This window comes from Undibacterium hunanense, from assembly GCF_014284335.1.
Lineage (GTDB): Bacteria > Pseudomonadota > Gammaproteobacteria > Burkholderiales > Burkholderiaceae_D > Undibacterium > Undibacterium hunanense.
Genome location: NZ_JACOGF010000004.1, coordinates 430,783 through 444,889 on the forward strand (window position 1 = coordinate 430,783; position 14,107 = coordinate 444,889).

Annotated in this window: 11 protein-coding genes; 6 read left to right on the forward strand and 5 right to left on the reverse strand. The window is 52.6% G+C overall.

Going from position 1 to position 14,107, the window contains the following annotated elements:
- Positions 1–196: 196 nt before the first annotated feature.
- The 3 genes from H8L32_RS10650 to H8L32_RS10660 all read left to right on the forward strand — a co-directional run bounded on the left by H8L32_RS10650 (position 197) and on the right by H8L32_RS10660 (position 7,637).
- Entirely contained in the window at positions 197–3,514 is a 3,318-nt protein-coding gene (locus H8L32_RS10650; RefSeq protein ID WP_186947159.1) for a hypothetical protein, read from the forward strand.
- The gene (locus tag H8L32_RS10655; RefSeq protein WP_186947160.1) at positions 3,511–5,166 is read left to right on the forward strand and encodes a beta-propeller domain-containing protein; all 1,656 of its coding nucleotides are present in this window, start codon (positions 3,511–3,513) and stop codon (positions 5,164–5,166) included. Before H8L32_RS10650 ends, H8L32_RS10655 begins: the two co-directional genes overlap by 4 nt.
- A gap of 467 nt (positions 5,167–5,633) precedes the next feature.
- Positions 5,634–7,637, forward strand: a complete 2,004-nt coding sequence (locus H8L32_RS10660) for a reverse transcriptase family protein (protein WP_186947161.1) — start codon at positions 5,634–5,636, stop codon at positions 7,635–7,637.
- 44 nt (positions 7,638–7,681) lie between these two features.
- Here H8L32_RS10660 and H8L32_RS10665 read toward each other — a convergent pair whose 3' ends face one another.
- The 3 genes from H8L32_RS10665 to H8L32_RS10675 all read right to left on the reverse strand — a co-directional run bounded on the left by H8L32_RS10665 (position 7,682) and on the right by H8L32_RS10675 (position 10,223).
- Positions 7,682–8,329 (reverse strand): tetratricopeptide repeat protein, encoded by a 648-nt coding sequence (locus H8L32_RS10665; protein ID WP_230412147.1) that lies wholly within the window; start codon positions 8,327–8,329, stop codon positions 7,682–7,684.
- Positions 8,330–8,711: 382 nt separating this feature from the next.
- Entirely contained in the window at positions 8,712–9,182 is a 471-nt protein-coding gene (locus H8L32_RS10670) for a cache domain-containing protein (RefSeq protein ID WP_186947163.1), read from the reverse strand.
- A 276-nt stretch (positions 9,183–9,458) separates the two neighbouring features.
- Positions 9,459–10,223, reverse strand: a complete 765-nt coding sequence (locus tag H8L32_RS10675; RefSeq protein WP_186947164.1) for a creatininase family protein — start codon at positions 10,221–10,223, stop codon at positions 9,459–9,461.
- A gap of 190 nt (positions 10,224–10,413) precedes the next feature.
- On the opposite strand from H8L32_RS10675, the gene H8L32_RS10680 reads away from it, so the two are divergent.
- Positions 10,414–10,767, forward strand: a complete 354-nt coding sequence (locus H8L32_RS10680; RefSeq protein ID WP_186947165.1) for a DUF1428 domain-containing protein — start codon at positions 10,414–10,416, stop codon at positions 10,765–10,767.
- Between the two features lie 140 nt (positions 10,768–10,907).
- Here H8L32_RS10680 and H8L32_RS10685 read toward each other — a convergent pair whose 3' ends face one another.
- Positions 10,908–11,831 carry a LysR family transcriptional regulator gene (locus H8L32_RS10685; protein WP_186947166.1) on the reverse strand — a complete coding sequence of 308 codons (924 nt, stop codon included), beginning with the start codon at positions 11,829–11,831 and terminating at the stop codon, positions 10,908–10,910.
- Positions 11,832–11,954: 123 nt separating this feature from the next.
- Between H8L32_RS10685 and H8L32_RS10690 the strand changes: the two genes are divergently transcribed.
- Positions 11,955–12,695: an SDR family oxidoreductase gene (locus H8L32_RS10690; protein ID WP_186947167.1), complete on the forward strand. Its 741-nt coding sequence runs from the start codon at positions 11,955–11,957 to the stop codon at positions 12,693–12,695.
- A gap of 131 nt (positions 12,696–12,826) precedes the next feature.
- Entirely contained in the window at positions 12,827–13,039 is a 213-nt protein-coding gene (locus H8L32_RS10695) for a tautomerase family protein (protein WP_186947168.1), read from the forward strand.
- Between the two features lie 86 nt (positions 13,040–13,125).
- Here the strand turns inward: H8L32_RS10695 and H8L32_RS10700 are convergent, their stop codons facing one another.
- Positions 13,126–14,016 carry a LysR family transcriptional regulator gene (locus tag H8L32_RS10700; RefSeq protein ID WP_186947169.1) on the reverse strand — a complete coding sequence of 297 codons (891 nt, stop codon included), beginning with the start codon at positions 14,014–14,016 and terminating at the stop codon, positions 13,126–13,128.
- Positions 14,017–14,107: the final 91 nt, after the last annotated feature.

Consider the following 14,107-nt stretch of genomic DNA (forward strand, 5'->3'; position numbering starts at 1 on the left):
AAAAGATGTCATAATGCTTCGCTTTTGTGGCTGTGGCAGGTAGTACCGAGCAGTGTCATGTGCAGTTATGCGTTGTCAGGTGTTGCCAGATGTTGCAGGATGTTGCAATGTGGCATCATCATGCTATATCAGCCATATCAGCTGTATCAGCCGCAGCGATGATCGCAACTTATTCATTTTGTCCGGAGCATTGCTTATGCAAGGCATCATCAAATTGGTCAAACTCAGGCGTAGCAAGCCCAGTGAAAGGCATTGCGAGATTGAGTTAATTCAGGCGCCACAGACACCACAAGCACCACAGATAGCCGGTGACACTGCCTTATACCTGGTCAATCTGCGCGAAGGGCATCTTGATGCCGAATGGCAGGAAAGCACCAAAACACCATTTGCCGTCAGCCTCGACAAGGCAGAGGCACTTTTTGCGCAAAGCCTGACCAGTAAACTGGAACAGGGTTTTGTCGACACGGCGCTGGCAAATAACAGCATCCATCCTGTTCAGGCAGAGCCTGCTGTCAGCGATGCCATGCAATGGGGACATTCAGCGCAGGTATTACCAGGCAAGATTGCCCGCCCCTCTTCAGTAGCAGGGCAGGAAAAAATTCTGCTGGACCGATTGCAGCCACGTGCCTGGTCAGGCCTGTCGCAGATTGAACGCAGCCGTACCGTCTGGCGCATAGGTGAACGGCGTATGCGGGCAGCAGTGCCACGCATGGTGGAACTGCTGGAAACCGGCAATGCCATGCTCGATTATTGCCTGGCGTATGCCATTGGTCGTTGTGGTGATGCCGGGGCCGCCCAGGCCATGCAGGCCCTAAGCCAGCGCTCGCAGTATGCGCATGTCGTGCAAATTGCCAGGCAGGCGTGGTTGACACTGGTTGATGTGCCGGGCCGTCAACAGCATGCACGCGACCTGATCGCGACCTGGCCGGATGAATTGCAGACAGCCTGGCAAAAGGCAGAGCAGTCGCAAAATGTCGAAGAAATCATGTTTGCCCTGCCTTCTGCGTCAAACTGGAAGAACTGGCGTCACGATGACTGGCTGGAACAACTTGATTGCATCGCCTTGTCTGGTATATCTACCCTGGCGCGGCCCCTGTTGTTGCAGCAATTGAAAAACCTGCCGGTCAGCACCCAGGTATTTCGCGCTTTTCGTCATTTGTACAAGGCGGCAGAATTTCGTGTCGATGCGGAGCTGTTTGGTATCTTGCATCAACGCTTTGAAAAAGCCTGGCCGCTATTCGTGCTTGCTGCACATAGTGACCGCATACATCTTGAGCGGCGCTACGTACGTTATGCCGATGAGGTTAAAAAAGCCGATACCCGGGTTGCCTATTCCAGCCTGACGCGTAATTATCTGCGCCGCCGCAGCTGGCGCAGCCTACGGCGTCTGGGTGAATTGCAAAGCCCCGATTTTGTCACCCTGGCGACCGGGGTTTTGCTGGCCTGTGATGATGCCCAGGCCAATGTGGCACGCATACAAAGACTGGTCGAATGGAACCGCAGTACGCGCGCCTATGACACCGAATTGCGCTACATCAGTCCCTATGGACAATGGATGTTGTTCAACCAGTTGCTGCACCGGCATCAGTCAGAAATCAAAACCAGTCGCACGGCGAAGCTTTGGTGGCAGCCGGCGCAGTCAGAATCCCTGGTGTATCCGCAGCGTCAGGTCAGGCAGGAAGCTTTTCCGCATTTGTGGGATGCCGCGCCAGAACAATTACTGAGTCTGTTGCAACAAAGCCGTTGCCTGGGGGTGCATGCCTTTGCTGCACGCGCCTTGATCGACAACACCGCATTTTGTCAGCAACTGGATTTGCAACAATTGCAGCAACTGCTGCAAAGTGCTTATTTGCCTACCAAGGAAATGGCATTTGCCGTGATACGGCAACGCTTTGCCGGGCAAACTCCGGACCTGAACTGGTTATTGATCTTGCTGAATGCAGGTTTCTCACCAGCGGCAGAATTCGCGCTGGAATTCATCAGCAAGACACCAGAAAATTATGCGCAGCAACCAGGCCTGCTACTGGCCATGATCACCAACCCCTTGCCGGGTGTCCGTGCCAGTTGTCGTTTGCTGGCGCAAGCTGCGCAGGCTGCTACACGACAAAACCTGTTGCGGCAATTCGCGACCTGGGTGCAGCTTACTGAAAAAAGTGCCCAGGACATCGCCGTATTGCAGGATGATTTGCAATGGCTGATACAAAATCTGCTGGCCGACCATGTGGCGCAATTGTCAGATGCAGAGCTGGCAAGCTGGTGTGAGTTATTGAATGCACGGCATTTCTGGCAACAGTCACTGGCAACCGATATTCTGGTTACGCATCCTGCTGGTATCGCCCATGTGTCGCCACAGGTGTTGCGTGGTTTACTGCAAGACAGTGATGCGGGCAGGCAAAGTCTGGGGAGCCGCTTGTTTGCGGCCTTGCCGTCTGCTGTCTTGCTGGAGCAGCCGGATCTGGTCGGCAGTCTGGCGACAGCTGATGACGCACGCGTGCGTGCTGCCATGACAGCCGTGATCAATGATCTGGCGGCACACCCGGTATTTTCGGAAAAATTGCTGGTACATTTTTTTGATGCACTCTTCCGCAGTGATACCACAGATGGTGAAGACAGCCTGCATGCAGACATTCTGCGCTGGTGCAGTGGTCCCTTGCTGGCGGCGACGCTGGTGCAGGATACTGATCAGCAATGGCGTTTATTGCAGGCACGCAGCAAGGGCGCGCAAGAGATGGGAGCCATACTGCTGTCACATCCAGATTCACCGCTGGCGGCCAGCCTGGGTGTGTTGCAATGGGCCTTGCTGGGCCGGCATGCCGTGTTGCAGGTCAGGTTACTGGCGCAAGCGTATTTTTCAAATAACCTGTCACTGATACGGGCTGACCTGGATAATGCCTTGCGCATACTGGATACCCGCTGGCCAGAGACACGGGCCTTTGCCACCGATTTCTTTGCCCGTTACATCAATGCCGATGAATGGAGTCTGGCACAGTTACTGGCCCTGTGTGACCATCCGCAAGCCGCCGTGCAAAGACTGGGCCGGCAATTGATTACCCGTCATTATCGGGCGGAAGACGCTACCGAGTATGTACTGAGCCTGAGTCAGCACCCGGCTGCCAGCATGCAGTTATTCGTCAGCCAGTGGCTGGAACAAAGCATCCATGCCGCATCCGACATGCCGCAGGCACTGCACAATCTACAACAACTGCGCCCATATTTCCTGAGTGTCCTGTCTCATGTGAACAAGGCACGTACTGTCAAAAATCGCGTTATCAGCTTTTTGCAACAGCAAGGCGTGCTTTCAGCCAGTCATGCACAGTTTGTGGCGCAGATATTTACCCGCCAGGTTCTGACGGTAGCGATACAGGACAAGGCACAGTACATTGTTGGCCTGACCCAATTACAGGACCTGTACCCGGCACTGGCACAGGAGCCGGACTGGCCGGTGCAGGTGGTGGCACCGCGCATTCTGGCAATGGCAACCGTGCAAGCTGTTATTTCTGCGGAGTCTGTATGAAGTTTGAATACCGCTATTTTGGCAATAGCCAGGTGAATGACAGTGCAACTGCAACCAATATGCAGTTTGCGCCAGATACCTTGCGCACACCGACTTATTTTGCCGCCACCCTGCAACCATCACTGGCCCTGGCATACCGTGAAGCCATCAGCGCCATGCATGATGTGGTGGTATCTGACCTGCGCACGCAACCCAAGGACCGCACTGGCTATTTTGCCTGGCTGGCTGAAAATGAAGCCAGCCTGCTGGCTGATTTCATGGCGCAGGAAAAAGACTTGCGTGAAAAAATCAAGCCGTTACGTGCAGAACTGACCAAGGTACAAAACCAGAAACACGAAATGATGCAGCCTTTTTATAAGGCCCAGCGTGCATACTTTGATCACCTGTACCGCGAAAACCGCGACATGTGGATCGTGCTGGATCCGGTCATTACCGTGCATCCTGACAAGGTATTTTTTGAATGTTTCAGCCGTGACGAATCGACCTATGCCAGCCTGAGCTGCCGCCACGATGTCTTCAGGCATCTGGGTGAATTTGCTTGCGGCACCACGAATATCGATTACTCCGCGTCGCTGTACGAAGAATTCCAGAAGATACGCGCCTACAAGGAAACCCGCTTTGAAATCCAGGCAGATGGTTTCCAGGTCCAGACTGGCCATGATGAGCAATACCATGAAGCCAAGATCGATTTGCCCGATAGCTGGATGCGCGGTTTCCTGCAAGTCAGTACCGCCATGTCCATGCCGGCTCACAAGCTGGAACTGCATCCCATGGATGTACACAGTATCTGCCACGTCCTGCGTCGAAAAACTGAAAGGGTAGGGCCGCGTTCGATCCGCTTTTTGCTGGAACCTGGCAAGCCGGTCAGCATGCTGTTTGAACCCTGGGGCATCAAGCTGGTGTGCCAGCGTTCCATCTTTACCGGCAACCAGGCGGCCGAAGTCCGTATCTGGGGCCGTCGCCGTTTGCTGACGCTGGAACGACTGATCGCCGTCACTGACAGGTTCAGTGTCATGCTCATGGGGACGGGTTTGCCCAGCTTCTGGATCGCACATCTGCCTGATATGGATTACACCCTGGGTTTGTCTGGCTGGACTGCGAATGACTGGTCGCGCGCCGGCCAGTTCGATTTGCTGGCACCACGCCTCGATGTGGATGAAGCCACTTCACAAGCGGTAGCGCAAGCCTTGTCGGCACGCTGGTCAGCCAGCACTGCCAGCCTGGCGCAGCAATTGCAGATCGATGGCAAGCTGGTGGCGTCAGCCCTGACTGGCCTCATGCAGGCGGGACGGGTTGTGTACGATGCAGTAGACCAGGTGGCGCGCTGGCGTGATCTGGTGCGTGAACCCATCAATGTCGCCAGCCTGCGCTTTGCCAGTGAACGTGAAGCCCTGGCTGCGCAACTGGTACATAAAAACCTGTTACTTGATCTGCAGTCGGCACGCATTGCCGATGGTGGTATCGAATGGAAAGCCAGTGTCAGCGCCAGCATCACGAATACCAAGAAACTGAGCAAAACCATGATCAGGCTGGACAGTGATGACAGGCTCATTGAAGGTAATTGCAGTTGCGATTTCTATGTGCGTAACCGCATGTTTCGTGGGCCTTGTGAGCATATGCTGGCGATTAGACAAATAGCAAATATTAACTAATTGGACTTACGCAAAATCGCCCCAGCAAGGCACAGCGACGAAGACAGTACTTTAGTACGCGGCTCCTTGGAGAGGAGCTGCAACGCAGCTGGGGCGGTTTTGCGTAAGTCTTAACTAAAACAATTTACAGGGGGTGAGATAGACAGTAAAATCGAACAAGGCAGGAAGGCTCTTGCAATCCGGATGGTGTATCGCCATCCATGTACTTTGCTTAGCTATGCATCACTGAGTTTCTCTTCACTGTGCCGGATACGACTGCTGGCGCAATGACGATGTGGATTCCGTGAACCCCATTCGCGCCAGCAGTCGTATCCGGCGTCGAGTGGAGCCTCTCAGTCTGAAGGCTCTTCGATGAGCTTCCTGCCTTTTTCTTTTCTTTGTCTGTCTCACCGTTTTTTGCTTTATTTGGAAAACGTGAATTCTTACTGCATGGCTTTACCTGCGGGGGGAATTCAGAGACCAGAGTCATGACACAAAACAAGCAATCTGCTTCCGTCACGTCGCCGCCACTGTCACAGATGACACGCGACGAATTGTATGCCCACGTCCGTACCACCACTAAAGATGCCGTGGTGTTGCAGGAAATGCGCCGCCTGGGCTTTTGGCCCGCAGACACTGGCAAGCCCAGCGTAACTGAAGAATTGATACAGCGCGAAGCACAATTGAGCAGCATGCTCAGAGAGCTGACCAGTCAGTTACAGCATGTACATGACCCCAAGGCGGCCCTGCGCGACATGCGCAAACAGCGTATGGCAGCGGCAAAAGAAAAACGTGAACAGACCCGGCAAAAACATGCGCAACTGCGCCATGCCAAAGCCCTGGCCTGGCAGGAAAAACGCCAGAACGATATCGGCTATCTGGGCGAAGCTGTTTCCAGCGGATTGAATTACACCACGACCGATATAGAAAAACTGGCACGCTATCAATTGCCAGTGCTGCAAAAAGCACCAGAGCTGGCAACGGCGCTAGGCATTCCCCTGGCAGAACTGCGTTTCATGAGTTTCCAGCGCAAGGTCAGCCAGGTCAGTCATTACCAGCGTTTTTCCATACCAAAAAAGACTGGTGGTCTGCGCTATATTTCTGCTCCGATGCCGCGCCTCAAGCGCTGCCAGTACTGGGTGCTGGATCATATACTCAGCAAGGTGCCTTGCCATCCAGCTGCCCATGGCTTCTTGCCGCAACATTCGATACTCAGCAATGCCTTGCCACATGTTGGCCAGGCAGTCGTCATCAATCTGGATTTGAAAGATTTTTTTCCCAGCATAGAATATGCGCGTGTGAAGGGCGTTTTTAAATCGCTGGGTTATGGCGACCAGATTGCCACCTTGCTGGGTTTGCTGTGTACGGAACAGGCAAGCGAAGAAGTGCGTGTCGATACGCAAAGATATTTTGTCGCCGGTAAAAAGCGCAGCTTGCCACAGGGTGCACCTTCCAGCCCCATGATCACGAATATTCTTTGCCATGGGCTGGACAAACGCCTGCATGCTGCCGCAAGCAAACTGGGTTTTGTCTATACCCGCTATGCCGATGATCTGACTTTTTCCAGCAAGCAGAAAGAACGTCCGCCGGTAGGAAAATTGTTGTGGCGTGTTAAACAAATCATCGCTGACGAAGGTTTTACCCTGCATCCCGACAAGCAACGCATCATGCGGCATAGCCAGAAGCAGGAAGTCACCGGCATCGTCGTCAATCACAGCCCGACGATAGACGCCAGGACCCTGCATCGTTTCCGTGCGACCTTGCATAAGGTAGAGAAAAATGGCCCGGCTGGCTATCACTGGAATGGCAATACTGATGTGCTGTCCGCGCTGGAAGGATATGCGCGCTATATCTGCATGGTCAATCCGGCCAAGGGCCAGCCATGGCTGCAACGCGTCAAACAATTGCGAGTCGTATATGCTGCGCCGACATCGGTGCCTGCGCATTCTGCACGCCCACCACGTCTGAGCCTGCGCCAGCAGGTTGCGGCCGGTAATACACCATTACGCGCTAACGGTAAGGACTGGTGGCAGGTGAAAGAAGCCGCGGTGCCGGTGCTGGAACTGACAGCGCAGCAACTGGCTGAACAGAAACAGGCTGAAAAGCAGGCCGAAAAACAGGCATTGAAAGAAGCAAAGCAAGGCAAAGATACGCAGGCTAAAGCACCAGTGCGCGAAAATCAGACACAAAGTTATGCACAACGCCAGGTGGTAACACCTCAACCAGTTCGGGCGAACGCAAGTAAGCGTAATCGCGACGATGCAGCCCCTGTTTCCGATGAGCAGCCCGTTGTTTTCAAATTACGGCCTATACCGTGGTGGTCGATTTTGTTGCAGTTTGTTGCCTGCATCATGGTCACTATCAGCTTGCGCAGTATATTTCCAGTCACACTGGGATTGTCTTTGCTGGCCATCAGCATCATTACCCGCCGCAGCATGATGGTATGGGTGATGGTCGTACTGGTATTGAGCGTGCTGTTGATCAATTCATAGCTTGAGCCGGGCATGGCCCGGTTCGGCTGGCAGCAGCCCCGCCATCAGTTGCGGCTGGAAAACGCGTTGTTGAGACGCTTTACCAAATCACTGTTCAGGGATTTGGTATCTCTGCTCCAATGCTTCATGGTTTGCTGGATTTCTGCATACAAGCTGTCAGCAATACTTTGTTCGCCTGCCTGCAAAGCCCAGATGGCATATTCAACGCGGGTTTCCATGCTGCCAAATCTTGCAACAGCATCAGCGAATATCACACCAGCTTCTTGCTGGCGGCCAGCACTGACATAGGCCTGTCCCAGCAACAATGCCTGCTGTTCTGGCCTGTGGTTGGGCTGTTCTTTGCGTACCGCTTCCAGCAATGCAATCGCATCAGTGCTTTGGCCGTGCAGTATTTTTGCATACGCCGCATTCATGCGGATTTCTGCATCCCTGGCAAAGGGACCTTGCAGGCAAAGATCATAATGCTGTACCGCCTGTGCAGTGTCACCCGCATCCAGATAGGCCTCGGCAAGGCGTGTTTGATTTTGTGCCGTAGGTACCAGGTCATATGCTTTTTTTGCTTCACGCACATCACGTCCGCGATCCAGTGTTTTGGCTGCTGCCGTCACGGTTTTGCGCATGCCGCGTTCCAGCTTTGTCTCTGGCAGGTATACCGCAAAAAAATACACGACGCTACCCAGAAGCGGGAACATGAATAAAATCATCAGCCAGTACATTTCGCGTCCGTTACGGACAGCATGCACTGCAAAAAACAAGGCAACCAGAATGTGAAAACCTACTCCGATATATGGCATAAAAAATAAAGGCAAGAATAGAGGTAAATGCGCTCCATATACCTGGATACCGACAGTAAAAACGCATGCAGATCAGGATGAAAGCGAGAAGTAAAGAACAGGCTGTTTACCTGCCAGGTGCCATTTTAACATTAGATGGCCGGAGGAGATTTGATTGCCATGACTGGTCGTGTTAAAAAATCACGACCAGTCCGGCAGTACGGTGACTAACAATTACGAATAAAAGGCAGAATAAAAGCAGAACAAAATGGAACAGGGCAAAGCATGAACTGGGTCAGATTCATTTATAGATACCGCAAGCAAAATAAATCTCGTCAACCCGTTCTACGTAAGTGCTTTTCTGTTCCAGCGCCTTGGTCACAGGGTTGGGCCATTTGTAGTCAACCCATCCCTTGCCTTCTTTGCTGCCTGCGACTTCATTGATTTTCTTGACGAAGAAAACGCCATCACCATCGCGTAATTCACCCAGGGGTTTGCCCAGTAATTTGGGGTTGCCGCCGTGCGCCAGGGTAACGCCACCAGGTTTGACCGTACCGGCAAACACATACAAATCCTTGTAGATGAACTGGCCTTTGGGGTCGTTCACTGCGGCATAGGTTTTTTCGGGACCATTGGCTTTATAGTAGGCGATAACTTTTTTGATCATGTTTATCGCGTCTTGCGCCGATGCGTGTTCGTCTGCAAAAGCTAGGCCCTGAGTAAGCAGGGACAAGGATAAAGCCAGGAAAATGCTTTTGAAAAGGTGTCTCATGATGTCTCCGGTTTAATTGTTGGCATGGGTGACCAATGCATCTTATTGTCATCAGGCACGAAACAGGTCGAACTTCAAATGTAGGACATGCAATTGCAAAGTCCAGATCTTTTTCATGCGAGGTCACGCAGAAAACAATAACAGATTTCCGCGTGGAAATGTTGTTCCATATGAGGGCTTAAAGACCAGATGTCACACCTTACAGCGACTTATATTAATGGCAAATAGAGTGACAAAATCATACGGTCATCTCCATTTGCAAAGTTCTTTCAGTATTTAAGCTGGTTTTACCGTCGCGCTGAATTCCTTGATATCTGCAAGCAAGCCATGAACTGCTGTATCAATGATTTGTTGCCCCAGCGCTATCGTCGCCAGGCTGGAATCAGCGCCAATACGCCCATCCGGGAAGCGGGCGCGGTAGTCAAGCGCGTCGAGGATAGGTCCGGTAGGCGGGATTTTGGGTGTCAGTTCGACATGACGGACCTGATCAGGGTAGGCCGCATAGGTCACGGCAATTTCTGATGGAGTCGCATGCGAGCCGTGGCCCACCGGGAACATCGTGTGGCACAGTGTGGCAACACCAGGCAAATCCCACCAGTTTTTCAGCTTCAGTGTCAGCGGGCAGGTTTTGTTGTTGTACGAATAGTGCGAATAAATTTGTGAGAAGGCCGCTTCTATTGTGGCGATATTGCCACCGTGGCCATTCAAGAAATAAATGTGATCAAAGCCATGACGCGCCAGTGACAATACCCAGTCCTCAATTGCTGCCATGAAGGTTGATGGCCGTAGCGAAATGGTGCCGGCAAACCCCAGGTGATGTTGGGCCATGCCAATGTTAAAAGTGGGGGCCAGCATCATCGCTGCGCCAGTTTCACTCGCGACTTTTTCAGCGGCATTGGCAATGATCTCGGGGCACATCCAGTCTGTACCCAGCAAACCCATGGGGCCATGCTGTTCATTCGAACCAATAGGAATGATGACGGTTTTTGAATCCGCCAGGAATGCAGTAATTTCCGGCCAGGTGGAATAGGCTAAACGCATGTTGATACTTTCAGGGTTTGGATGGTGGTTTTCAAATTATAGAGTGATATGGCAACACATGCCGGCTTCAGGGCAGGAAGATAAAATTACCCTGGAGAGTGGAATGAACTAGAATGAAATTTGCCTTGTACAGGCCACGTCTGGCACACCTTAGCCCACCTCAAGCTCAATTCACCCCAGGAGAATAAAGATGAAATACGTCGATGGATTTGTACTCGCTGTCCCCAATGCCAACCGTGAAGCTTACAGGCTATATTCTGAAAAATCTTCGCCGGTTTTCAAGGAGTACGGCGTGCTCAGTGTTGTCGAATGCTGGGGCGATGATGTGCCGCCAGGCAAGCTGACTTCCTTCCCCCTGGCAGTGCAATGCAAGGAAGATGAAACCGTGGTGTTTTCCTGGATGACCTGGCCGTCAAAGGAAGTGCGCAATGCGGCATGGGAAAAAGTCATGGCAGACCCGCGTCTGAATTCTGAAAGTAACCCCATGCCTTGCGATGGCAAGCGCATGATTTTTGGCGGCTTTGAGGTGATGGTGGATTTGTGATTTGTTGAGCTGATGCCGGATACAAAATTTGTCCGGCATCAAGGGCTTAGGCTGGGCTGATTGTTTTAGCTCCTTCATATCGTAATCAAGATGTTCAGTCCTGCCTTATAGTGCCGCTATGCAAATTTCAATAAGCGCGTTTAAGCATTCATTGTTACAGGTAAGACCCCAAATTTCTGCTCATACAAACTCACCAGCCAATCCACAAACACGCGCACGCGGGGTGATAACTGGCGGCGGTAAGGGTAGAGCGCGGTAACCTGCAATGGCGGGCTGTGCCAGTCAGCCAGCACTTCTACCAGGCGGCCCTCGTGCAAGGCATCTGCGATATGAAAACGTGGCAGCTGGATCAGGCCACAGCCGCTTTCTGCACAGGTGACATAGTTCTCGGCATCGTTGACTGACATCCAGCCACCGACATTAAACTCTTGCACCTGTCCATCAATGCTCAGCACAAAAGGGTAGTCTATCGTACCGGTACTGGAAAAGAACCTGACAGCCTGATGCTGCATTAAATCGTCCGGATGATGCGGTGTACCAAATTTGGCCAGATACGCCGGGCTGGCACAAATTGCTTGCGGCATCATCGCCAGACGGCGTGCCACCAATGTTGAATCACGCGGGTTACCGCCGCGTATTACGCAGTCCACACCTTCCCTTACCAGATCGACCAGACGGTCACCGCTGCTGATGACCAGGTCTATGCCGGGATAACGGTCACGGAATTCATGTATCTTCGGCAATACCACTTGTGTCGCATGGGTGCCGTGCATGTCCACCCGCAAGACCCCGCGTGGATTGGCGGCCACATGCCGCATCGATGCTTCGGCATCGTCCAGTTCACTGAGCACATGCACACAACGCTCATAAAAAGCCTGGCCATCGAGAGTAGTGCGGACCTGACGCGTGGTGCGTTCGAGCAGGCGGGTGCCCAATCGTGCTTCCAACTGCTTGATGGCATAGGTAGCGCTGGCACGGGGTACATCCAGCATATCTGCCGCCCGGCTAAAACTGCCGGTTTCGACAATGCGGGTGAATAGTTGCAAAGTATCCAGTCTGTCCATGATTGTTGAGCTGTGTTGAATTATGTTCTAAGTTTATCAGTATTTATCTCATTTTATTGAATGGTTAAAGTGTATTCCAGACAGGCGATATGGTCCTGTAGTCTTACATCACCGGAGTCAATCATGAATAAAGATGCAACTAAAACAGCCATCATCACTGGCGCATCCCGTGGCATAGGCCAGGCAATCGCGCTGCGTCTGGCGGCAGATGGTTTTGCCGTTGTGGTCAATTACGCCGGCAATGCCAGTAAAGCGCAAGAAACAGTAACTGCCATACAGGCGGCTGGCGGCAAGGCCATCGCCGTGCAGGGCGATGTTGCCAGGCCGGAGGATGTGGCGAAATTGTTTGCAACAGGCAAAGAAGTATTTGGCCGCATTGATGTGGTCGTCAATAGTGCTGGCGTCATGCCCATGGCAACCATCAATGACAGCAATCTGGATGCTTTTGACAAGGTCATTGCCACCAATCTGCGTGGCGCTTTTCTGGTACTGGCCCAGGCGGCCCAGCACGTGGAAAAAGGCGGTCGCATCATTGCATTGTCCACCAGCGTGATTGCCAAATCTTTTCCCGCCTATGGGCCGTATATTGCCAGCAAGGCGGGGGTAGAAGGCCTGGTTCATGTACTGGCCAATGAATTGCGCGGGCGTGACATCACAGTTAATGCCATCGCCCCCGGCCCGGTGGGCACCGAGCTGTTCTTCAATGGCAAGACCGAAGAACAAATTACCAACATCGCCAAAATGGCACCGATGGAACGCATAGGCACACCTGAAGAGATCGCTGCTGCCGTCGCCTTTCTGGCTGGCCCTGACGGTGCCTGGGTTAATTCGCAAGTGCTACGCGTCAACGGCGGCTACGTTTAAGAACCTGCTTACGATCTTACTGCGCGAGCGCAATCGGAGTCGACTCGGGCTCATGTGCTGCTCAAAATTCTGATGACAGGTTCTAATCTGCGTCATTTTCACATTTATATTTTTACACCAAGGAGAAAACCATGCCATTTGCCAATTTCAAATTCCCTGAAGGCATACTCGATGCAAGCCGCAAGGAAGAAATCATCCACCGCACTACCGCCATGTTCGTTGAGTATTTCGGTGAAGGAGTCCGACCTTATTCCATGGTGTTAGTGGAAGAGGTCAACGATGGCGGTTGGGGCCGTGCCGATGAAACCCTGACGCTGGAAAAGATGGGTTTGCCACCCAGGTGAAAATGTATTACTGATTCTGTATTACTGATGTCGGTACACCGGTTCGCGAATATTTTCGGGACCGGTGTGTTGACGCCATCATCAGATCACCACGGCTGACTGGCAAATTCCTCCACCAGAAAATCCAGCAAGGCCCGCACGGCGGGGGATAAGTGCCGGCGCGATGGAAACAAGGCATAAATGGTCATCACAGGGGCCGTCCATTCTGGCAATATGACTTGCAGTTGACCCTTGCTCAGGTGGTCTGCCATCAGATAGGTGGGCAGCAGGGTGATGCCGCCGTCAGCCAGCGCCGCCTGCAATAATACGGTCGCATCATTGGCGCTGAAGTGGCTGGCAATATCAACCAGTACGGCTTCATCAGCACGCTGGAAGCGCCAGGTGTTGCGGCCGTAATTGGCATGGCTCATACAGCGATGACTGGGTAGCTCTTGCGGATGTGCAGGTAAGCCAGATGTTCTGACATAAGCAGGCGATGCCACCAGGACAGAATCACATACCGCCAGTGGTCGTGCAATCAACAGCGGGTCGGGTTCACTGCTGATGCGTATCGCCAGGTCTACACGCGCCTCAACCAGATTGACGGTGCTGTCGCCCACATGCAAATCGATCTTCAGCATAGTGTGCTGCGCCAGGAACTTGCTGATGGCACGTGCCAGATGACCAAAGGCAAATGAGGTACTGCAAGTCAGGCGTAACTGGCCGCGCAATTCAACGTTGTCGCTGCTGGTTTCTTCTTCTATGCTTTCCATCAGTGCCAGCATCTGCTGGCTGCGGCGCAGGCATTGTTCACCGGCATCGGTCAGCGTCACGCTTCGTGTGGTCCTTTGCAGCAGGCGTGCATTCAGCCAGCTTTCCAGTTCACTTACATAACGCGTCACCATGGCACGCGACATGTCCAGCTTGTCGGCAGTGGCACTGAAACTGCCGCTGGAAGCAACCTCACAAAACACCCGCATGGCCGTCAGTCTGTCCATAATTTATTTTCTATTTGCTCTGTATTTGAAACGGTTATGCGCATTTTATCGTATTTATCTGTTCGAAAATTGAAATTAAACTACAAGCACT